Annotated in this window: 24 protein-coding genes; 17 read left to right on the top strand and 7 right to left on the bottom strand. The window is 66.4% G+C overall.

Features of this window, described 5'->3' with window-relative positions; genetic code table 11:
- The first annotated feature begins 219 nt into the window (after window positions 1-219).
- Both C450_RS18335 and C450_RS18330 read left to right on the top strand, forming a co-directional pair.
- Window positions 220-1,830, top strand: a complete 1,611-nt coding sequence (locus tag C450_RS18335; RefSeq protein ID WP_005046047.1) for an anthranilate synthase component I family protein — start codon at window positions 220-222, stop codon at window positions 1,828-1,830.
- Window positions 1,827-2,474, top strand: a complete 648-nt coding sequence (locus C450_RS18330; protein ID WP_005046046.1) for an anthranilate synthase component II — start codon at window positions 1,827-1,829, stop codon at window positions 2,472-2,474. The genes C450_RS18335 and C450_RS18330 overlap by 4 nt, the downstream gene beginning before the upstream one ends.
- Window positions 2,475-2,498: 24 nt before the next feature.
- Here C450_RS18330 and C450_RS18325 read toward each other — a convergent pair whose 3' ends face one another.
- Window positions 2,499-3,389, bottom strand: coding sequence for a bifunctional 5,10-methylenetetrahydrofolate dehydrogenase/5,10-methenyltetrahydrofolate cyclohydrolase (locus C450_RS18325; protein ID WP_005046044.1), 891 nt, complete (start codon window positions 3,387-3,389; stop codon window positions 2,499-2,501).
- Between the two features lie 700 nt (window positions 3,390-4,089).
- On the opposite strand from C450_RS18325, the gene C450_RS18320 reads away from it, so the two are divergent.
- On the top strand, window positions 4,090-5,484 hold the full coding sequence (locus C450_RS18320; protein ID WP_005046042.1) for a glycine cleavage system protein T: 1,395 nt from the start codon (window positions 4,090-4,092) through the stop codon (window positions 5,482-5,484).
- Window positions 5,485-5,595: 111 nt separating this feature from the next.
- Here C450_RS18320 and C450_RS18315 read toward each other — a convergent pair whose 3' ends face one another.
- Window positions 5,596-6,240, bottom strand: coding sequence for a helix-turn-helix domain-containing protein (locus C450_RS18315; RefSeq protein ID WP_005046040.1), 645 nt, complete (start codon window positions 6,238-6,240; stop codon window positions 5,596-5,598).
- A 462-nt stretch (window positions 6,241-6,702) separates the two neighbouring features.
- Here C450_RS18315 and C450_RS18305 point away from each other — a divergent pair, with 462 nt between their 5' ends.
- The 12 genes from C450_RS18305 to C450_RS18255 all read left to right on the top strand — a co-directional run bounded on the left by C450_RS18305 (window position 6,703) and on the right by C450_RS18255 (window position 14,618).
- On the top strand, window positions 6,703-7,473 hold the full coding sequence (locus tag C450_RS18305; RefSeq protein WP_005046036.1) for a ferritin-like domain-containing protein: 771 nt from the start codon (window positions 6,703-6,705) through the stop codon (window positions 7,471-7,473).
- A 166-nt stretch (window positions 7,474-7,639) separates the two neighbouring features.
- Complete coding sequence (locus C450_RS18300) at window positions 7,640-8,764, top strand: ferritin-like domain-containing protein (RefSeq protein ID WP_005046034.1); 1,125 nt, start codon at window positions 7,640-7,642, stop codon at window positions 8,762-8,764.
- Between the two features lie 107 nt (window positions 8,765-8,871).
- Entirely contained in the window at window positions 8,872-9,057 is a 186-nt protein-coding gene (locus C450_RS18295; protein WP_005046031.1) for an HVO_2753 family zinc finger protein, read from the top strand.
- Between the two features lie 2 nt (window positions 9,058-9,059).
- Window positions 9,060-9,326, top strand: a complete 267-nt coding sequence (locus C450_RS18290; RefSeq protein WP_005046029.1) for an elongation factor 1-beta — start codon at window positions 9,060-9,062, stop codon at window positions 9,324-9,326.
- Window positions 9,327-9,405: 79 nt separating this feature from the next.
- On the top strand, window positions 9,406-9,696 hold the full coding sequence (locus tag C450_RS18285; RefSeq protein ID WP_005046027.1) for a 50S ribosomal protein L21e: 291 nt from the start codon (window positions 9,406-9,408) through the stop codon (window positions 9,694-9,696).
- Window positions 9,693-10,049, top strand: a complete 357-nt coding sequence (locus C450_RS18280) for an RNA polymerase Rpb4 family protein (protein WP_005046026.1) — start codon at window positions 9,693-9,695, stop codon at window positions 10,047-10,049. The genes C450_RS18285 and C450_RS18280 overlap by 4 nt, the downstream gene beginning before the upstream one ends.
- A 39-nt stretch (window positions 10,050-10,088) precedes the next feature.
- Window positions 10,089-10,676 (top strand): DUF655 domain-containing protein, encoded by a 588-nt coding sequence (locus C450_RS18275; RefSeq protein WP_005046024.1) that lies wholly within the window; start codon window positions 10,089-10,091, stop codon window positions 10,674-10,676.
- A 96-nt stretch (window positions 10,677-10,772) separates the two neighbouring features.
- Complete coding sequence (locus tag C450_RS18270; RefSeq protein WP_005046022.1) at window positions 10,773-11,660, top strand: 16S ribosomal RNA methyltransferase A; 888 nt, start codon at window positions 10,773-10,775, stop codon at window positions 11,658-11,660.
- Window positions 11,661-11,777: 117 nt separating this feature from the next.
- Window positions 11,778-11,927 carry a hypothetical protein gene (locus tag C450_RS22485; RefSeq protein WP_005046021.1) on the top strand — a complete coding sequence of 50 codons (150 nt, stop codon included), beginning with the start codon at window positions 11,778-11,780 and terminating at the stop codon, window positions 11,925-11,927.
- 127 nt (window positions 11,928-12,054) lie between these two features.
- On the top strand, window positions 12,055-13,218 hold the full coding sequence (locus tag C450_RS18265; RefSeq protein ID WP_080510331.1) for a mechanosensitive ion channel family protein: 1,164 nt from the start codon (window positions 12,055-12,057) through the stop codon (window positions 13,216-13,218).
- Window positions 13,218-13,787 carry a HemK2/MTQ2 family protein methyltransferase gene (locus C450_RS18260; RefSeq protein ID WP_005046017.1) on the top strand — a complete coding sequence of 190 codons (570 nt, stop codon included), beginning with the start codon at window positions 13,218-13,220 and terminating at the stop codon, window positions 13,785-13,787. Before C450_RS18265 ends, C450_RS18260 begins: the two co-directional genes overlap by 1 nt.
- A gap of 63 nt (window positions 13,788-13,850) precedes the next feature.
- Entirely contained in the window at window positions 13,851-14,618 is a 768-nt protein-coding gene (locus C450_RS18255) for an enoyl-CoA hydratase/isomerase family protein (RefSeq protein ID WP_005046015.1), read from the top strand.
- Window positions 14,619-14,887: 269 nt separating this feature from the next.
- Here C450_RS18255 and C450_RS18250 read toward each other — a convergent pair whose 3' ends face one another.
- Window positions 14,888-16,237 (bottom strand): MFS transporter, encoded by a 1,350-nt coding sequence (locus tag C450_RS18250; RefSeq protein ID WP_005046014.1) that lies wholly within the window; start codon window positions 16,235-16,237, stop codon window positions 14,888-14,890.
- Window positions 16,238-16,353: 116 nt separating this feature from the next.
- Between C450_RS18250 and C450_RS18245 the strand changes: the two genes are divergently transcribed.
- Both C450_RS18245 and C450_RS18240 read left to right on the top strand, forming a co-directional pair.
- Window positions 16,354-16,614 (top strand): RPA12/RPB9/RPC11 RNA polymerase family protein, encoded by a 261-nt coding sequence (locus C450_RS18245; RefSeq protein WP_005046012.1) that lies wholly within the window; start codon window positions 16,354-16,356, stop codon window positions 16,612-16,614.
- Window positions 16,615-17,088: 474 nt separating this feature from the next.
- Entirely contained in the window at window positions 17,089-17,691 is a 603-nt protein-coding gene (locus C450_RS18240) for a hypothetical protein (RefSeq protein ID WP_005046010.1), read from the top strand.
- A 33-nt stretch (window positions 17,692-17,724) separates the two neighbouring features.
- On the opposite strand, the gene C450_RS18235 is transcribed toward C450_RS18240, so the two are convergent.
- Genes C450_RS18235 through C450_RS18220 form a run of 4 tightly spaced genes read right to left on the bottom strand, consistent with a single transcriptional unit; the run spans window position 17,725 to window position 19,552 of the window.
- Window positions 17,725-18,102 (bottom strand): hypothetical protein, encoded by a 378-nt coding sequence (locus C450_RS18235; RefSeq protein WP_005046008.1) that lies wholly within the window; start codon window positions 18,100-18,102, stop codon window positions 17,725-17,727.
- A 2-nt stretch (window positions 18,103-18,104) separates the two neighbouring features.
- On the bottom strand, window positions 18,105-18,320 hold the full coding sequence (locus C450_RS18230) for a hypothetical protein (protein ID WP_005046005.1): 216 nt from the start codon (window positions 18,318-18,320) through the stop codon (window positions 18,105-18,107).
- A gap of 60 nt (window positions 18,321-18,380) precedes the next feature.
- Window positions 18,381-19,142 carry a methyltransferase domain-containing protein gene (locus C450_RS18225; protein WP_005046002.1) on the bottom strand — a complete coding sequence of 254 codons (762 nt, stop codon included), beginning with the start codon at window positions 19,140-19,142 and terminating at the stop codon, window positions 18,381-18,383.
- Window positions 19,139-19,552, bottom strand: a complete 414-nt coding sequence (locus C450_RS18220) for a nascent polypeptide-associated complex protein (protein ID WP_005046000.1) — start codon at window positions 19,550-19,552, stop codon at window positions 19,139-19,141. Before C450_RS18220 ends, C450_RS18225 begins: the two co-directional genes overlap by 4 nt.
- Between the last annotated feature and the right edge of the window lie 2 nt (window positions 19,553-19,554).

Genomic DNA, 19,554 nt, shown 5'->3' with positions numbered 1-19,554 from the left:
TTCATCGAGCGCCGGCTCAGCCTCCCAGCACTCCTCGCTCGCTTTCGGGCAGCGCGGGGCGATCCCAAAACCGCCATACAACGCCTCGATGTCACGCCAGTCTCGATGCCTCGACGACGCTGGCGACGATCGAGCGAACGATCTCCACGAAATCCTTTAGGCGTCCTCCACCCGAGAGGCTGTCGACCGGTTTGCCAGAACGACCGATCGACTCCCCTGATGAACGAACCACGCGTCGTCACGACCCGCTCCGCGTTCGCCGAAACCGCCCACGAGTCCCCACGAGCGGCGCGCGTGCCGGTCGAAATTCGAGTGAGCGTCGACGACCCGTTCCTCGCCTATCGGCGCGCACGCGGTCGCGAGCAGACGGAAGGAGCCGAAGGCGTGTACCTCGAAACGACCGGTGGTCAGGCGGGCTGGGGCTACTTCGCCACCGACCCGATCTTCCGATTACAGGTCGGCGACACCCTCGAACCCGTCGGCGACACCGACCCGTCGCCCTCACTTGCGGAGCTCGCGGGGCTGCTCGACCGCGAGACGCTCGTCCGCGGCGACTGCGACGTTCCTTACCCCTGCGGGGCGTTCGGCTGGCTCTCCTACGACATCGCCCGCGAGCTGGAGGATCTTCCCGATACCACCGTCGACGATCGTGGACTGCCGCGCCTCCAGCTCGGGGTCTTCGACCGGGTGGCTGCGTGGGAGTCAGGGTCGGCGGACGAGACGACGCTCCGTGTGACGGCCTGTCCACGGGTCGGTGACGACCCCGACGCGGCCTACGAGCGCGGTCGCGAGCGTGCGCTCGATCTCGCCCGCACCGCAGTCGCGGGCGATCCGTCGATCGGCGATGCACCCATCGAGGCCGACAACGCTACGTTCGAGAGCGACTGCACCCCCGAGGAATTCACCGAGCGCGTGCGCCGTGTCAAGCGGTACGTCCGCGACGGCGACACGTTTCAGGCGAACGTCTCCCAGCGCCTGCGCGCGCCGGCCGCCGTCCATCCTGTTGCGGCGTTTGGAGCCCTCCGGCGGGTGAACCCCGCGCCCTACTCGGCGCTGCTGGAGTTCCCCGGTGTGGATCTCGTGAGTGCCTCGCCGGAGCTCCTTCTGGATGTCGACAGCGCGGCGCAACGCGCCGCGGACAGCGCGAGCGGCGACCAGCCGCGAGCGGCCGATCGTCTCCTGACCGAACCCATCGCTGGCACCCGCCCGCGCGGTGACACCCCCGAGGAAGACGCCGACCTCGAACACGACCTCCTCACGGACGAGAAGGAACGCGCCGAACACGCGATGCTGGTCGATCTGGAGCGCAACGACCTCGGGAAGGTGAGCGAGTACGGCAGCGTCGAGGTCTCGGAGTACCGCCGGGTCGACCGCTACTCCGAAGTGATGCATCTCGTCTCGCTGGTCGAGGGACGCCTCCGTACTGACCGTGACCTCGTGGATGCCGTCGCCGCGACCTTTCCTGGGGGGACGATCACCGGCGCGCCCAAACCCCGGACGATGGAGATCATCGACGAGGTCGAGACGACCAGGCGCGGCCCCTACACCGGCTCGATCGGCGTCTTCGGGTTCGATGGCCGCGCCACGCTCAACATGACGATCCGGACGCTGGTGGGCCGCCGCGAGGAGTACTTCCTGAGGGTTGGTGCGGGGATCGTCCACGACTCCGAACCCGATAGCGAGTACGCCGAAACCCTCGATAAGGGCCGTGCGCTGATCACCGCGATCGACGACACGCTCGGCGATCACGGCGACCTCGGAATCGAGCGTGCGACTGCGGCGGACGGCGGTGCGTCCACACCCGACGATGGGGAGGCTGCGGACCGATGACCCGGATCCTCGTGATCGACAACTACGACTCCTTTGTCTACAATCTCGTCCAGTACGCCGGCGCGGCGGTCGACGCTCCCGAAGACGGCGAGATCGTGGTGCGGCGCAACGACGCGATCGACGTCGCAGGGATTCGAGAGCTGGACCCCGACGGAATCGTGGTCTCCCCAGGACCAGGCACGCCCGCCGACGCCGGCGTGTCGATCCCGGTGTTCCGCGAGCTCGACTACCCCACCCTTGGGGTGTGTCTCGGCCATCAGGCGCTGTGTGCGGCCCACGGCGCGCCGGTCGGCCACGCGCCCAGCGTGGTCCACGGCAAGCCCTCGACGGTTCGCCACGACGGTCGCGGGGTCTTCGCAGGGCTGGCCGAGACGTTCGCCGCCGGCCGGTATCACTCCCTCGCGATCGAGCGCGACGACCTCCCGGACCCTCTTGTCGAGACGGCGCACTCGGCGGGCACTGCCACGAGCACGACGGACGAAGGCTCGTCGGTCGCAGCCGGAACCGACGGCGTCGTGATGGGCGTGCGCCACCGCGAACTCCCCCACGAGGGCGTCCAGTTCCACCCCGAGAGCATCCTGACCGACGTCGGCATGACGATGCTGGAGAACTTCGAACGGCGCTGTCGTCCCGACGATCGGTAGCACCAAGGACTGAGCGCCTGGTGCTCAGCCCTCGCCGTCCGCTCGGCGCTCGGCCGCGAGGACGACGTTCGAAACGAGCATCGCGAGCGTGACCGGGCCGACACCGCCAGGGACCGGCGTGATCGCCCCCGCGACCGCCGCCGCGCTCTCGAAGTCGACATCGCCAACGACCTGCGTGTCTTCCCCGCTTTCCGACTCGATCCGGTTCGCACTCACGTCGACGACGGTGACGCCCGGCGAGAGCATCGAGTCGTCGACGAGTCCCGGCACGCCGACGGCGGTAACCACGATGTCCGCCCAGCGAGTCACGGCACCGAGATCCGTGGTTCGAGAATGACAGACGGTGACGGTGGCGTTGCCGTCCGGCGCGTCGTGAAGGAGCAGATTCGCGAGGGGTTTGCCGACGATCTCCGAGCGACCGACGATGGCGACGTCCTCGCCTTCGATCGAGACGTCGTTCGCTGTGAGGAGACGACGGACGGCGGCGGACGTCGCTGGAAGATAGCGGGGATCACCCCGAACGAGCCGGCCGAGGTTCGCGAAACTGAGACAGTCGACGTCCGTCGCCGGATCGAGCCGTCGCCGTACCTCGGCGAGCGCGACGTGGTCCGGCAGCGGGATCTGGACGAACACGCCGTCGATTTCGGGGTCAGCGCACAGCCGATCGATCGCCTGATGGAGTCGCTCCGCGGGTGCGCCGGGATCGATCCGGACGTCCCGGCTCGCGATATCGAGGTCGCGACAGGCCGCGTGTTTCAGCGCCACGAACCGCTCGTCGGCCGGGTCGTCGCTCATCAGCACGGTCCCGAGCGTCGGCGTGACGCCTCGCTCGTCGAGTTCGCGGACGCGATCGCGCACGTCGGCTCGGATCTCGGCCGCGACCGGCTCGCCACGCAGCCGTTCGGCGGTCGGCATACGAACGATGTGGAGCGGCCCTCGCTTGAACCTGTCCGTGACGATGGGCAGGCTCGGCACGCATGCTGTCGCTCAGAACGTTTCGACGATCGCCGTCGCAGAGCCAGTGGCAGACAACCGATCCTATCGAGCCGACGTTCCGATCGACAGTACCGCAGTATCGAACGAATCACGACTCAAACGAAAACCGCAGGCCACACGCCTCCCCAGCCGATTCCTTCGCTCGCTCACGACGTTCGCTTCGCTCAGTCATCCACCGTCAGAGCTTCGCTCTGACGAGCCTGCACTCGCTTCGCTCACGGGTCGTGCTCTGCTCGCGGGCGAAGCCCGCTCGCACGGCTCGTGGGACCTCTGGTCCCACGGTGCTCCCCGTCCGCTTGGCGGCCCTCGTTGCGTCTGCTCACGGGCGGCACGAGGCGGCGAAGCCGCCTCGAATTCGCGGCGCGTAGCGCCGCGCATGGCCCCCGTTCGCACAGACCTCGCACAGGGGTTGCGCGCTGACGGAGGGGCACGCAGCCGCACGCCACCGATCTCGGAATGAACGGGTTTCCAGTGACGGTACTGTGGCTCACGACACGTCCGGCTGCGCGGCCGATGGACGAAACGGCCGCAGAGAGAACGGTATCGACGACCCCCGGTATAAATGGGTGGTGCTGTTAACTCTTTCATTTATGTTCCGGAGGAACACTAATCGAGGGCGATGGCAGAATCCGAACCACCGTCCACCGAACGCGATTCGCATCCGAACCACCCGAACGTCGACCAGTCCGACCGCGTGCTCCCGCGAAACCTGCGCCAGTCGGGCGACCCGGGCATCGAGATGCTGGTCTCGACCCGGGTCCGCAAATCTCCCTTTTTCCACAAGTCGTTCAACGAGGAGGGCGCGTGGCGCGCGACGGTCTACAACCGGCTCTACCACCCCCGAGGGCTGGTCGAACCCGAAGACGGCGGCGCGATGGCCGAGTACGAAGCACTGACCGAGGCCGTCACCCTCTGGGACGTCGCCGTGGAGCGCCAGATCCGCGTGAAGGGCCCCGATGCGGAGGCGCTCACCGACTACGTCATCACCCGGGACGCGACCGAGATCGAGCCGATGCACGGCAAGTACGTCATCCTCTGCAACGAGGACGGCGGCGTGCTGAACGATCCGATCTTGCTGCGCGTCGAGGAAGACGAGTTCTGGTTCTCGATCTCCGACTCCACGCTGATGCAGTGGATCGAGGGCGTCAACGTCGGCAAGGAGTTCGACGTCGAGATCGACGAGATCGACGTCGCGCCGATGCAGATCCAGGGCCCGCGCTCCGAGGACGTGATGCGCGAGGTCGTCGGCGAGGAAGTATCTGAAATCCCCTACTACGGCCTGATGGAGGCCGAGGTCGACGGCTGTCCCGTGCTCGTGAGCCAGACCGGCTTTTCGGGTGAGAAGGGCTTCGAGATCTACGTGAAAGAGGCGATGGAGAACGCCGAGCGGGTGTGGGACCCCGTACTGGAGACCGTGAAGGACCACGGCGGGATGCAGATCGCGCCGGGCCACCACCGTCGGATCGCAGCAGGCATCCTCTCGTGGGGCCAGGACATGGACCACGAGACCTCGCCGTTCCAGGTCAACCTCGGCTACCAGGTCCCCGACGACAAGGACGGCGACTACGTCGGCAAGGAGGCACTCGAAGCACAGCAGGAGCAGATCGAGAACGGCGAGTACCCGTTCAATCTCAAGATGGTCGGGCTGAAGATGGCGGGCGAGCCGATCCGGGACTACGCGTCCGACTTCTGGCTCGTCTCCGATCCCGACACGGGCGAGGAGTGTGGGTACATGACCTCGCCGTGGCACAACCCCGAGCTGGAGACCAACATCGGCCTGGGGTTCGTGCCGGCGGAGAAACTCCAGAAAGAGACCGACGCGGCGCTCGACGACGAGATCTACGAGGAGGATCTCGATATCGAGTTCCAGGTGCATCTCCCCGACGAGTACGCCGAGGAGCCTGGCGAGTCGGTGTACGCCACGGTGGCCGAAGTGCCGTTCAAGGAGTCGGTCAACCCGAGCGCCCGCGAGCAGGCCAAACTGAACGCGCGAAAGGACGCCGAGTCCGAGTAAAACTCGCTCGCGCCAGCCGGCCGTCGTTTTTGTCGCGGATCACGCGTGTCAGTCGGTGCGTCACGGCGAGTGGACGACGCTATGGCGATCGATACGCCGACCGCGATCGAGTTATTCCTCCAAGAGCGCCGTCTCGACGAGCTTCGCCGTCCCACGACGGATCCGACCGCCGACGGCTGTCGGCGAGAGATCGAGTTCGGCCGCGATGTCGGCGAGGCGGGCCTCGCGCGGCTCCTCGAAGTAGCCGTTCTCGTAGGCCGTCACCAGCGCGACGCGCTGGGCCTCGGTCAGTCCCGTGGGTTCGCCGCCGTTCCACTCGTCCTGCCGGAACATCTGCTGGAGGGTAAAGGAGATGTCCTCTTCGTCGCAGTAGTCCGCAAGCGCGGCGAGCGCTTCCCGGTCGGGAAACTGGAGTCGGACCGTCCAGCCGCGGGCGTTGGTGATCGCCTCGCGCATCAGCCCGCTGAGCTCGCTCGTCTTCGGCGAGATGAGCTTCGTCTCGGGCGGGTGGCGGATCCGATAGACGCGGGTCGCTTCCGAGCCCGCCACCAACTCCCACTCCGCGACCGTGTGGTCCTCGTCGAGCTGGGCTTCGAACTCCTCACCGGGGTTCTCGACGAGGAAGAAGAAGATCCCCGTGTCGGGATCGGTGCCGGACTGTGGCACGACCCGGATCGTCACGTCGGAACACTCGCGGATCGTCGGTGCCAGGGAGAGATCCGAATGAGCAATATCGACGACGGCGATCAGATTCACGACGCACCACCACGTGGAAGACGTCGCTGCGTCGGCGTCCGATGTCCCTCTGGCCGCCAGGCGATCGCCCGGTCGATGGGTTCTCCGCCGAACGGATCCCGACCGTGACGGGACGACGAAACCGCGTGACGAACCGGTGGTTCGAACGCGGGCGACCGCCGGCCGTCGTCCGTGCAGTGATCCATCACTGTTTTCGTGTATCATGGGACGATTCGCGGACAGCCAGTTAAAGCGTTCGGGTTGAGATAGTCCATGGCACGCTCGGTGATACCGTTGTGCGAGTCCCGTTTGATCGGTCTCGTTACCGGCACACCACCGGCCAGTGCACGGCAGCACGGTTCGGGCTGCATGAATCGATGCAATGGGATGGCAGCAGCGTGAACGGGGACGAATTTGGGTCCGAGTTCGGGGTATATTTTTATATGGTCTTGGTGTGATTACGGAGTGGGTGAGCACCCAACTATGTCAAACGACACTATTGCGGAACGCATCGAAGCAGGGGAGAGCTTCGTCGATCCGGACGACTTCGAGTTCGACAACACAGACGACGGCATCGACCGCGCGAGCGAGAGCACGCGGGACCTGCTCGGCCGTGTCAGCGGCGCACTGAACCGACGTTCGTTCATGGGCAACGCTGCGAAGGCCGGGGCCGGTGCGGTCGCGCTCGGGACCGTCGCGTCGGGCTCTGCGGCCGCCTATCACGAGGCCAGCGACGTCGATATCCTGAACTTCGCGCTGACGCTCGAACATCTCGAGGCCGCGTACTACAACGAGTTCCTCGACGAGTACTCCGAGGGCGAGATCGAGCGATCCGACGCCATCGGGGCGAAGTTCGCCGATCCGCAGCTCCAGTACTCGACCTGGCAGGAGCTCGTGACGATCCGCGACCACGAGGAGGCTCACGTCGAGGCACTCACGAAGACGATCAACGACCTCGGCGGCACGCCGGTCGAGGCTGCCGACTACGAGTTCCCGTACGATTCGCTCGAATCGTTCGTCAAGTTCTCGAACCGTGTCGAAGCGGTCGGCACGTCGGCGTACGCGGGCGCAGCGCCGTTCCTCGAGGCCGAAGCTGTCGTGAAGGCGGGACTGTCGATCCACTCGGTCGAGGCACGCCACACCAGCTACTTCGGTGCGCTCCTGCCGAAGAGCTCGATGCCGGACGCGTTCGACCCGGCCCGCAGCATGGACCAGGTCGTCGGTATCGTCTCCCCGCTGATCGTCTCCGAGTAATCCAGCGGCACCACACTCTCGATTTTTCGAACGGTCACGCACCGCCGAGAGCCGTCTCCGTTCACTGCCGTCCCGGCCCCATCAGACGAATTTGGGCCGCAGTTCGGCCTACCTTCATACGGACGATGGGCGAACAACGGTCCGTGCGGCGACGCACGGAACGACAATGACTGATAACAACACGATCCGAGAGGAGTCTGATGGCGTTCTCGACTTCGTCGGACAGGTCAGCGATCAACTGCGCTCGCGGCGGGCGTTCATGGGCGATGCGGCGAAAGTCGGTGCCGGCGCAACCGCGCTGTCGGCGCTCGGAGCCGGCACCGCTGCCGCGAACGAGGGCGGCAGCGACGGCGGAAGCAGTGGATCGGGTCCGAGCGACGTCGACATCCTGAACTTCGCGCTGACGCTCGAACACCTCGAAGCGAACTACTACGACCAGTTCCTCGCCGAACACTCCGAGGAGGAAGTCGAACGGTCGGCAGTGGCCCAGTACTTCGCGCGACCGACCCTCCAGTACTCGACGTACCAGCAGATCCAGGACGTTCGGGACCACGAACAGGCCCACGTCGAGGCGCTGACACAGACGATCAACGATCTCGGCGGTACACCCGTCGAGGCCGCCGAGTACGAGTTCCCGTACTCCTCGATGGAGGAGTTCGTCGCACTCAGCGACCGGATCGAGGCCATCGGCGTCTCCGCCTACGCCGGCGCAGCACCGATGATCGACAACGAGGAAGTGCTGAAGGCCGCGCTCAGCATCCACAGCGTGGAGGCCGAACACCAGACGTACTTCCAGTTGCTCAACCTCCAGCGGCCCGCACCAGAGGCGTTCAACGAGGCGCGCTCGATGGACCAGGTGCTTCCGATCGCCAAACAGTTCATCGTCGGCGAGAACGACGTGCCCGAGATGGCGTCGGCGACGTTCGAGAACCAGACCACGGACGGATCGAGCGTCACGGTCGCGTCGGCCGCGCTGCCCGACGGTGGGTTCGTCGCGATGCACGACAGCAGTCTGCTCGACGGTAACGTCGCCGGGAGCGTCATCGGCGTCTCCGAGAAGTTCGACGCCGGCACGCAGATGGACGTGAACGTACCGCTGTACTCGGGCGTCCCCGGCGGGGACTACGATCAGTCGAGCCTCGAGGAGGACCAGACCCTGATCGCCATGCCGCACAAGGACACCAACGGCAACGGCAGCTACGACTTCCTCACCTCCGGCGGCGAGGCCGACGGTGCCTACGTCCAGGACGGCAGCGCCGTCGTCGACGACGCCGAGATCACCGTCGAGTAGTCCTCGGGCGCTCCGCGACCGACTGCGCCGATCGAACGTGCCGATTTTTCGCTTGGTCGCGAGCGGGTTTCGACAAGACTTAACCTGCCGGTCGCATCCGATCCATCATGAGCGAAAGCGAACAACAGGGAAGCCAGACCCGCTCGTGTGTCTCGTGTGGGATCAACATCTCGGGCACCAACGCCGCCGCCTTCGACTGTCCCGAGTGTGGGACCCAGATCTACCGGTGTGCGACCTGTCGCAAGCAGAGTAACCTCTACGAGTGTCCCGACTGCGGGTTCACAGGGCCCTAACGATGGGGAAGGTCGCCGCGAAGCTCAAGGTGATGCCGGAGAGCCCCGAGATCGACCTCGACGAGCTCCAGCACGAACTCGAGGACTCGCTACCCGAGGGCGCGAAGATCAACGGGTTCAAGCGCGACGACGTCGCGTTCGGCCTCGTTGCCCTCCTGCCGACGGTGATCGTGCCCGACGACGCCGGTGGGACCGAGGCGGTCGAGGAGGCGTTCACCGAGGTCGATACCGTCGAAAGCGTCGCAGTCGAGAACGTCGGCCGGATATAAGCGGGAGAGGCGTTGCGACCGTCGCGACGTGTCGGCCCGGAACGCACGTTTTATCACGGCCGGAAAACAACCGAGCCGTATGCCTAACTCGAAAGGACCACTGAAGAAGACCCGGCACAAGCTCTCGAACGATCCACGTGAGCGCGGCACGTCCCCGCCCCAGCGTGCGATCGAGGACTTCGACGAGGGCGATCGCGTCCACCTCAATCTCGATCCGAGCGTCCCCGATGGACGATTCCATCCTCGGTTCAACGGTCACACTGGCGAGGTGCTCGGCAGCCAGGGTCGTGCCTATCAGGTCGAGATCGTCGACGGCGACACCGCGAAGACCCTGATCGTCACCCCGGAGCATCTCAGCCGGCAGGAATGACGATCTTCAAGGAGCAGCTCGACGAGGAGTATCTCACGCTTGCCGAAACCAAGGAACTGCTCGCCGACGTCGAGGCCGAGCACGCGGCCGACGAGGACCGTGAGATGCCCTACGAGCTCGCACGCGCCATCGATCACGTCAACCGATTCGCGGATCTCACGCCCGAGGAGGCCCGAGAGTTCGTGGCCGAGCTCCGCGACCACGAGAAAGTCGACGAACCGACCGCGTACAAGATCGCGGATCTCAAACCGGCGAACCGTGACGAGCTCCGGGCGATCTACGCCCAGGAGCGGTTTTCGCTGTCGGGAGACGAGCTCGACGACGTTCTCGCGATCGTGGCGAAACACGTCTGATCGCCGCGAATTTAAGTACGTCCTCGGTGTAATGGGGGCATGAGTGACACCGAGAGTGACGACGGGGCATCGACCGAGCGGACACGAGCCGTCGTGCTCGATCTGCTGCCCAACGGCCGTCCCGACGACGACCGGCCAGCACACCGGAAACCGCCGCTCGCCTACACCCTCGGGGAGTCACAGTTTCAACTCCGGGAGCTGACGCTGGCCGAGGACGCCGACATTTCTATCGGCGATCGGATCCAGTTCGACGCCGAGGGAGTCGAATCCGCTCGTGAGGTGGCCTACGACGACCTCTCGAACGCCGCGCGGTCGGAGCTCGAGTACGCGGTCGAGGAGATCATCGACCGCGACGAGGCGCGGTTCGTCGACTTCTACAACGACGCTCAGCCGATCACGCTCCGGCTCCACCAGATCAACTTGCTCCCCGGGATCGGGAAGAAGCTCCGGAACTCGATCCTCGACGAGCGAAAGCGCGAACCATTTGATGGGTTCGACGACCTCGAAGAGCGGGTCGCGGGGCTCCACCGCCCGAAGGAGATCCTCGTCGAACGGCTGATCGAGGAACTCCGCGACGACGACCTCAAGTACCGCATCTTCGTCGGGCGCGACCCGAACGAAGGGTAGCGAACCCGCCATCATATCTCGACCATCGTTGACCGACCGAGCGCGCGCCGCAGCCAAACAGGGCGTTTAACAAGCGACGAACGGATACACCGAGTCATGACCGGGCGGAACCGTTCGTCGACGGAGAGTCGTGATCCCGACGCGCTGCTGGCCCGGGCAGGCATCCAACCCGACCGGAACCAGGATCAACACTTTCTCGTCGACGATCGAGTGCTCGACCGTCTTCCGACGTACGCTGAAGGATTCGACACTAGTCACGTCCTCGAGATCGGGGCCGGAACGGGCGCGCTGACCGATCGCGTGCTCGATGTCGCCGACCGCGTCACAGTGGTCGAGCGCGACACGCGTCTCGCCGACTTCCTTCGTGAGGAGTTCGCCGACGCCTGCACTGACGGGCGGCTTGACATCATCGAGGGCGACGCGCTCTCGGTGGACTTGCCCGAGTTCTCCGCGTCGGTGTCGAACCTTCCCTATGGCGTGTCGAGCGAGGTGCTCTTTCGATTGCTGCCAGCGAAGCGACCGCTCGTGGTCATGGTACAGAAAGAGTTCGCCGAGCGGATGGTCGCTGCCCCCGGCACCGACGACTACGGTCGGCTGTCGGTGACCGTGGGCCACTACGCCGAGTGCGAGATCGTCGAAACTGTGCCACCGGAGGCGTTCTCGCCGCCACCGGCCGTCGAGAGCAGTGTCGTGCGAGCCTCCCCGCGCGATCCGGACTACGCGATCGACGAGACGGCGTTTCTCGCGTTCGTCAGGGCGGTGTTCACCCAGCGGCGCAAGACCGTCCGCAACGCGATCCGCAACACGACCCACATCTCGGGGATCGAGCAACCGGCAGCGGTGGTCGAGGCCGCCGACGAGGGGTTACTGAGAAAGCGAGCGGGCGATCTCACTCCCACGGAGTTCGCTGCACTCGCCCGTCTCGGTGTGGAAGTCGGCGGTGCGCCCAGCGAGGAAGCGACGTCGGGGAGCGAGATCGAATGAACCGTGGCCGGTGGTCGACGATCGGGGTCGATGAACCGCTCGACGTGACCGCCGCGTTCGTGGGTTCCCGGCGATTTAATGCAGCGAAGAAAAACGGGTGGCGGTGCACGGATGGGTATGGGCGTCGTAGACGAGGTGCGGGACTCGATCCTTTCCGACGGGGACGACGAGACGAGGACGTATCGCTGTACCGACTGTCTCGCGGAGTTCGACGAGCGCCGGCAGCTCTGTCCGGAATGCGGTGGCGAGCGGTTCGACGCCGTTTGAATCGGGTACGCGACTGTTCTGTGTCTCGGCGGTCGGGTTCCGTCTCGAACGGTCGGTCGACTGCTCGACCGTCGAAACCGGTAGTGAGACGACCGGCCGTCATCGATGTCCGCGATGGGACGCGACGATGAACGTCTTCGAGTACGCAAAGGAGTTGCAGCAGGCGTACTTCCACACGCTCGGCGAGCAACTGCTCGGGACCGTCGTGCTGTTCGGGCTGCTGGCGGTGGTCGGCGAGGCCATCAGACGGGCCGGTCGACCGCTCAAACGACGGTACAGCTCGCGGCTGACCGAGGCGACCCAGGCCGGCGCGGTGGCGGTGCTCACCGTGGGTGTCGTCCTCGCGTTGGCCGTGGTCTGGCACGTCACCGGATTCGTCGAATATCTCGTCAAATCGGCGTCCATCTCCCGTTTCGAGGCGGCTCGCGTACTGGTCACGATCGCGGTCCTCGTGATCGCGTACCTCCTCATCCGACTCATCAACCGCTCGATCGATCGGCTCTCCGAGGAGTACGACGCGATCACCGACCACCAGAGCGAAGTGGCGTATCACGTCGCCGACGTCGGGGTGTTCGTGTTCGCGTTCATGGGGCTCCTCGTCATCTGGGGCATCGATCCGGGACAGCTGTTCGTCGGTGCGGGCGTGCTCGGGGCAGTGCTCGGCTACGCGGCACGCGACACCCTCGGTGCGATCACCGCCGGGTTCGTGCTCCTCTTTTCACGGCCGTTCCGTGTCGGCGACTGGATCGAGGTCGAAGAACACGAGGGCGTGGTTCGGGACGTGACTATCGTCAACACCAAGATTCGGACGTTCGACGACGAGCACGTACTGATCCCGAACAACGAAGTCACCAGCAATCCGCTGATCAACCGCTCGGAGAACGATCGGTTCCGAGCCGACATCGAGGTGAGCGTCGACTACGAGACCGACCTCGATCACGCGATGTCAGTGGCCACCGAAGCGATGGAAGACCACGACGACCGAATTCGAGAGGTCCCTTCGCCACGGACGGTGTTGAAACGGTTCGCCGACTCGGGGATCGTGCTCGAACTCCGGTTTTGGGTCGACAAGCCGAGCGCTCGTCGCGTTTGGGCGTCGAAGACCAGCGTGATCCAGTCGGTGAAGACGGCTTTCGATCGCGAGGGGATCACCATCCCGTTCCCCCAGCGGACGCTCACCGCTCGCCCGGAGTCGGACGTCGACGTCACCGGACATGGCACGCCCGAACGCACTGGATCAGGTGACCGAGCACGGGGATCGACCACGGCAGCCAACGGCGGCGAGGACTGATGGGGCTCGACGACCGCCGCGAACGCGACGACGTGTACCAACCCGCCGAGGACTCCGATCTCCTCGCGACCGCAGCGACGGCCGACGTCACGGCGACCGACCGCGCGCTCGATGTCGGTACGGGATCGGGCTACGTCGCAGCGCAGATGCAAGCGGCCGGAGCGCAGGTCGTGGGTGTCGATCGAAACCCCCACGCCTGCCGGCAGGCTCGTGAGGCAGGGATCGACGCCGTTCGAGCGGATCTCACGACCGCGTTCGCGGCCGATGCGTTCGATCTCGTGACGTTCAATCCACCCTATCTCCCGACCGAGCCCGACGAGGCGGCTGACGACTGGATGGGGGTGGCGCTGTCGGGTGGCGAGACCGGGCGAGCGGTCATCGAACCGTTCCTCGCGGATGTCGGTCGCGTGCTCGCGCCCGATGGACGAGTCCTCTTGCTCGTGAGTAGCCTCGCTGGCGTCGAGACGATCGTCGACCACGCCGCAGCCGAGGGGTTCGCAAGCGAGACCGTCACCGAGGACCCGTTCCCGTTCGAGACGCTGTCGATCCTTCGGCTGGTGAGAGACTGATCCGCTTTCGGTGATCGGTGTGGACTGCGAAACGATTTGTGGCTGCCGATCCTCGACCGGCGCATGTCGTGGGATACGATCGATCTCGACCGCGAGGACGGTGTGGCGACGATCACCGTCGACCGCCCCGATCGGCTGAACGCGCTCAACACCGACACCCTCGAAGCGCTGGAGGAGGCGTTGGTGGAGGCCCAGGACGCCCGCGCGCTCGTTCTCACGGGAACGGGCGATGACGCGTTCGTCGCGGGCGCGGACATCGCGTACATGGCTGAGCTCTCGGTCGCGGAGGCGCAGGCCTACGCCGAACTCGGCCATCGGGTGACCGACGCGATCGAGACGTTCCCCGCCCCGGTGATCGCCGCGATCAACGGCTACGCCTTCGGTGGTGGCTGTGAGCTCGCGCTTGCCTGTGACCTCCGAGTGGCCGCCGAGAACGCCGTCCTCGGCCAGACCGAGATCGATCTCGGGATCGTCCCTGGCTGGGGCGGGACCCAGCGCCTCTCGCGGCTGGTCGGCGACGAACTCGCCCGCCGGCTGGTGTTCTTCGGCGAGCGCGTCGACGCCCAGGACGCCCACCAGCACGGGCTCGTCGGTGAGGTCGTGGCGCACGACGAACTCGACGATCACGTCGCCGGGATGGCCGCCGAACTCGCCGCAAAGCCGAAACACGCGCTTCAGGCCGCGAAAGAGGCCATGAACCAGGTCCACGAGACACACCAGTCGGCCGGGCTGACCTACGAGCGCCGGGCGTGGAGCGGCCTCTTCGGTACTGACGACCAGCGCGAAGGAATGGCTGCGTTCGTCGAGGATCGAGAACCCGAGTTCGAGTAACAGCGACCATACGACGTTTTGACGGCGATCGTTGGTTTTTGACTGCGGCAGCGGTGCGGTTGCGGTGGCGGGGCGGTTCCTCGGAGGATCGAGGGCGAGGCCCGTAGGGCCGAGGGCTCGGGCGGTGCTGTGCGGGGCGGTTGCGGCGAGCGCCAGCAGTTCTACCGCGAGTGAGCCGTCAGGCGAACGAGCGGCTTTTTTGGTCCAGGTTTTTGGTCGGGGGTTGAGCGCCCGAAGGGCGCGATTCCCCCGTCTAAAAACGTGGGTGGTTAGTCGTCCTGCGGGACGATGTCGCCACCTGGCGCGGCGGTATCGGAGACCGTCTCCTCGACTTGAGTGTAGACGAACACGAGGCCGATCGCCGCGAGCACGGCCCCGAACGCGAAGGGGTAGACGAACCCGAACCCGACGAGAAAGCCGGAGGCGAGCGGGCCGATGGCGACGCCGAGCCCGAACGCCATCGTGAGGATCGAGAGCTGCGTGCCCGACTGACCCTCGCCAGCGAGATCGCCCGCGAGCGCGAGTGCCGGTGCGAACACCATCGCCACCGCCACGCCCTGGCCGAGCCGGACGGCGATCATCAGCAGGGGTTCGGTCACGATCCCTTGAACGAACGTCGTGGGGACGAGCAGGACGAATCCGGCGACGATGAACGGGCGGCGGCCGTAGCGGTCGCTCGCCTGGCCGATCGGAACCTGAAGAACGACGTTCGCGATGACCACGGCGGCGAACTCGACACTGAACAGGAACGGTCCCTGGTCGAGTCGGCTGTTGATCAACTCCTGAAGCGTCGCGAAGAGGCCGATGCCGATGGCCATGAAGAGCGTGGCGAGGCCGAGGGTGAACACCGGATCGAAGAGGTGCTCGCCGGTCGGATCGCGGATCGCCACCGAGAGATCCTCGCCGGCGGCGGCCTCGGTCTCCGGCGGGTCCGAAACCAGCAGCGTCACCAGAGCGAAACTCACCGCCGCGCCGAGAACGGCGACGGCGAACGCAGCCTCGAAGCCGGAAACCGTCGTGCCGAACAGTCGATACGTGACGACGCTCGTCCCGGACAGTCCGCCGGTGATGAGGACGCCGGCGACGATCGGTCCGAGGCCGAAGCCGAGCAGCCGGAAGGTGTTGAACACGCCGAAGTTCTCGCCCCGATCGACCGAGGTCGCGAGCTCGTTCACCAGCGCGACCGTCGCCGGGATGGTGAGCGCCGCGCCGAGTCCCTGGAGCATCCGGAAGGCGACGACCGCGTAGTAGTTGTCGACGAACGCGTAGGCGGCGCTCGCGACCCCGAGCAGTGCGAGTCCGCCGAGGATGAACGGCCGGCGTCGACCGGTTCGATCCGACAGCCGACCAGTGAACGGCTGGCCGAGGCTGTTGAGAAAGCCGAACAGCGAGAGCACGATCCCGATGAGGAGCTCCTCCGACACCGTGATCGGACCCACCTCGATGCCGACCAACCCTTCGATCGGAATCTGCCCGCTGGCGAGATAGAGCGGCAACACCACGATGAGAAAAGAGTTCGCGATCGAGTCGGCCATCCGAGCGAGCGCGAGCACGAGCACCCGGCGGTCGGTGCCGAGGAACGTGGCGCGAAACCACTCCCACAAGCGTCGAAAAACCATCTACCGACGCCACGCCCTGCGAACCTATCACAGTTTGCTTCGTGGCACGGAACCCAGTCGATTTAAACCGCTGAGGAACCAACCGCGAGCGACCGCGCTCAGCGCGTGATTCCATCATGGCAGACGACGAATACGCCGATCTCTTCGAGGAGATCACCGGCGAGACTGGCACCACCGAGTCACAAGAACAGTCCGAGATCATCGACGTCACCGACGCCGAGGACCGGGGCCTGCCGACGACCGACGTCGAGTGTCCCGAGTGTGACAACGACCGCGCGTACTGGTACATGCAGCAGATCCGGGCGGCCGACGAGTCCGAAACCCGGTTTTTCGTCTGTACCGAGTGCGAGCACAGCTGGCGCGAGGACGATCACTAGCCCCCACCTTTTGCTACGCTCCGCTCGCTAACGCTCGCTCCGCTGGCAAAATGTGGATCAAAAGCCGTCGTCACCCCCTTCGGGGGTTCCTCGGCCCGCTCGTTCGCTTTCTTCTCGCGGGCCGAAGGCCCGCTCGAACGGTCAGCGGCGCGTAGCGCCGCTCGACGCTCACTCGCGGTAGAACTGCTGGCGCTCCCCGCAACCGCCCCGCACAGCACCGCCCGAGCCCTTGGCCCTACGGGCCTCGCCCTCGATCCTCCGAGGAACCGCCCCGCCACCGCAACCGCTCCGTCGAAGCCCTCAGCACGCGCTCACTCCGTTCGCTACTCGCTCCCTGCGGTCGCTCGCGCGCTTCGCCCTTCATCCGCCAGGTCCGCACCGCAACCGCACGGCCGCCACCGCAACCACACGACCGCAACCGCACCGCGGCCACCGCCGACCTTCAAGAGCACTCGGCGCGTAGCACCATCACCAATGCCGTCGGTTCCCGACGAACGCCTCGCGGAGGGCGGGTGGGAGCGCGCCGAGGACTCCACCGAGACGGTGTTCCAGCTTTCCGCTGTCCGGGTCGAGGGCCACACGCTCGTCTACGAGGACGCTAACCGGCGCGACGCGATCGAGACGGCGTCCGACGGCGGCCTCGACGGCCCGTGGCGGTTTTTCTTCGCCACGCGACTCACCTTCCGCCCGCCGCTCGCGGCCGGCGTCGGACCGGCGATGATCCGTCCCACCGTGGTCGCCGAAGCGCGCCGCGCGTTCGTCGACAGGCTCGAAGACCGTGGGTTCCGCGCCATCGACCGCAGCCGCACCGAGCGAATGTGGACCGAGAGCGGCGACCGCGCTCGCCTCACGAAGTACACCGCGCGCCACGCCATAGCAACGAGCGACTACGACGGCGAGATCGCGATCGAGGCGTGGCTGGCCGTCTGGATTCACGAGGGATCGTTCCGGATAGCTGGCGGGGCCTACCCAAAACAGGGGTTCGACGCGCTGCTCGCGGTGCTCGGCGTCGAGTACACGTTCGATCCGGCTGCCGACCGTGAGGAACTGCTCGAACTGTTACGGGCCGTCAAGTAGAGCGGCTGTGCGGTCAGCTGTCTCCACAGCCGATCACCGCGTCGACAGCGCCTCGCGGATCGCCGCCGTGAGCGCGCCGTCGGCGCTGACCTGAAGGGGCGCGTCGAGTCGCTCGCCGAGCCGACCGGGACGCGCCTCCGCGCCGAGGACGGCCACGACCGTCCCACGCACCCGCACCACTGCGGTCAGGTCGGCCGCCGCGAGCACCCGCGCCGCCTCAGGAAGCACACCACGCGCTCGCCGAACCAGCGTCGCCGCGACTCCAACCGTCGGCACCGCGACGTGAAGCCGGTCGGTGGCGGCTTCGATCGTGACCTCGTGGCCGTCGATCGACACCGCGAGGTCGGCACTCACGTCGAGCGGCGCGAGGTCCTCGTCAGCGATCGCCACGAGCGCGCGCGAGGCGTTCACGGCTACGGCTCGCGCGTCGTGATCCGAAGCGTTCCGTCGACGTGCCAGTGGGCGTGGTCGGCGTCCTCGCCGGCTTTCGACGGTACTGCGACCTCCATCTCCTCGAACTCGTAGGTGATCTCCGCGCCGCGGCCGGTCAACCGGTCGTAGAGTCCGATCGCGAGTTCGGGCCACGTCGTCGTCTCGTCCAGTCGCTCCTCGGGTTCGGATTCACTCATGGTCCACCTTCGCTCGGGGTGTGACGGGCTTATAGCCCCAGATAACCGAAGAACTGGCCGTTAGTTCCGGCCGAACACGAGATAGCCGGTGTGGCCGACGCCGGCGGTCGAGGGACGGGTGCCGCGCTCGTCGAAATCCATCTCACGCTGGATGGTCTCGTAGGTCTCGACGGCGAGACCGGCCTCGCGGGCACTCTCGACGACCGCGCGAGAATCCTCAACGAACGGCGAGTAGACCGCGAGGAACCCGCCCGGAACCAGCAGCTCCGGCGCGTGCTCGACCACCGCCGGCGCGTCGGCGGTGTCGAGGGTCACGAGATCGAACCCCGAGAGGTCGTCGAGTTCGTCGAGCACGTCACCGGCCCGGACCGCAGCGCTACCTGGCTCGGGAGTCGACTCGGCTTCGTCCTCCGACTCCGCCCCGGCGACGCCGGCGAGCGCCATGTTCTCGCGCGCCACGTCGGCGAACTCGGGGTCCTGTTCATAGGTCACCACCGACGCACCAGCCCGCGCGAGATACGCGGCGAGCACGCCGGTTCCGGTCCCGGCGTCGAGCACGCAATCGCCGGTCGCGACGCCGGTGTGGCCCGCAATCAGCCCGATGTCTCGGGGCATCATCGGTGCGCCGGTGCGATCGAAGTGATTGAACAGGTCGGGGCCGCGGAGCTCCCGCACCCGGAACTCGGTCCCGAGGTGCGTTTCGAGGGCCTCACCGGGCTCGACGTCGTCGGGTACGTCGAGCACGCCGAGATCGGTTTCGAGGGTCTCGCCCGGCTCGCGGAGATACTCGCGGTCGTCGGTGACCAGCAGAACGGCGGTCACTCCAGCCGCGAGACGGCGGCCGCGAGGTCACCGTCAGTCGCTTCGAGTGCCTCGCGCGCGTCGTCCTCGCTCGCGCCGGTACGCTGGGACACGATCCCGACGTCTTCCTCGGGGATCACGTCGCCACCGTTCTCGTCGCCATCGCCGCTGCTCCCGCCGTCGTCGCCGGCTCCGAGCGGCGTCGCCTCTTCGCCACCGCCAGCCGGCCGCGTTTCGGGCTCACCGGTGATGGTGTAGGTCGCCTGGCCCTGGGCGTCCATTCGCTGGACGTCGGGCTGGTCGAAGACGAGCTCCTCGTCGCCGGTGCGGATCACGATCTCTTCGGCATCGAGCTCCTCGATATCGATGCCCATCTGTTCCATCATCTGATTCAGCTTGCGCGGGTTCATCCCGCCGCCTCCTCCGAACATGG

The organism is Halococcus salifodinae DSM 8989 (assembly GCF_000336935.1).
GTDB lineage: Archaea > Halobacteriota > Halobacteria > Halobacteriales > Halococcaceae > Halococcus > Halococcus salifodinae.
Note: the sequence above shows the minus strand (reverse complement) of the source record. Positions and strands in the feature narration are given on the sequence as shown.

Coding starts and splice junctions, on each gene's coding strand:
- C450_RS18335 (WP_005046047.1), top strand. CDS start 220: ATGAACGAACCACGCGTCGTCACGACCCGCTCCGCGTTCGCCGAAACC.
- C450_RS18330 (WP_005046046.1), top strand. CDS start 1,827: ATGACCCGGATCCTCGTGATCGACAACTACGACTCCTTTGTCTACAAT.
- C450_RS18325 (WP_005046044.1), bottom strand. CDS start 3,389: ATGCCGACCGCCGAACGGCTGCGTGGCGAGCCGGTCGCGGCCGAGATC.
- C450_RS18320 (WP_005046042.1), top strand. CDS start 4,090: ATGGCAGAATCCGAACCACCGTCCACCGAACGCGATTCGCATCCGAAC.
- C450_RS18305 (WP_005046036.1), top strand. CDS start 6,703: ATGTCAAACGACACTATTGCGGAACGCATCGAAGCAGGGGAGAGCTTC.
- C450_RS18300 (WP_005046034.1), top strand. CDS start 7,640: ATGACTGATAACAACACGATCCGAGAGGAGTCTGATGGCGTTCTCGAC.
- C450_RS18295 (WP_005046031.1), top strand. CDS start 8,872: ATGAGCGAAAGCGAACAACAGGGAAGCCAGACCCGCTCGTGTGTCTCG.
- C450_RS18290 (WP_005046029.1), top strand. CDS start 9,060: ATGGGGAAGGTCGCCGCGAAGCTCAAGGTGATGCCGGAGAGCCCCGAG.
- C450_RS18285 (WP_005046027.1), top strand. CDS start 9,406: ATGCCTAACTCGAAAGGACCACTGAAGAAGACCCGGCACAAGCTCTCG.
- C450_RS18280 (WP_005046026.1), top strand. CDS start 9,693: ATGACGATCTTCAAGGAGCAGCTCGACGAGGAGTATCTCACGCTTGCC.
- C450_RS18275 (WP_005046024.1), top strand. CDS start 10,089: ATGAGTGACACCGAGAGTGACGACGGGGCATCGACCGAGCGGACACGA.
- C450_RS18270 (WP_005046022.1), top strand. CDS start 10,773: ATGACCGGGCGGAACCGTTCGTCGACGGAGAGTCGTGATCCCGACGCG.
- C450_RS22485 (WP_005046021.1), top strand. CDS start 11,778: ATGGGCGTCGTAGACGAGGTGCGGGACTCGATCCTTTCCGACGGGGAC.
- C450_RS18265 (WP_080510331.1), top strand. CDS start 12,055: ATGAACGTCTTCGAGTACGCAAAGGAGTTGCAGCAGGCGTACTTCCAC.
- C450_RS18260 (WP_005046017.1), top strand. CDS start 13,218: ATGGGGCTCGACGACCGCCGCGAACGCGACGACGTGTACCAACCCGCC.
- C450_RS18255 (WP_005046015.1), top strand. CDS start 13,851: ATGTCGTGGGATACGATCGATCTCGACCGCGAGGACGGTGTGGCGACG.
- C450_RS18250 (WP_005046014.1), bottom strand. CDS start 16,237: ATGGTTTTTCGACGCTTGTGGGAGTGGTTTCGCGCCACGTTCCTCGGC.
- C450_RS18245 (WP_005046012.1), top strand. CDS start 16,354: ATGGCAGACGACGAATACGCCGATCTCTTCGAGGAGATCACCGGCGAG.
- C450_RS18240 (WP_005046010.1), top strand. CDS start 17,089: ATGCCGTCGGTTCCCGACGAACGCCTCGCGGAGGGCGGGTGGGAGCGC.
- C450_RS18230 (WP_005046005.1), bottom strand. CDS start 18,320: ATGAGTGAATCCGAACCCGAGGAGCGACTGGACGAGACGACGACGTGG.
- C450_RS18220 (WP_005046000.1), bottom strand. CDS start 19,552: ATGTTCGGAGGAGGCGGCGGGATGAACCCGCGCAAGCTGAATCAGATG.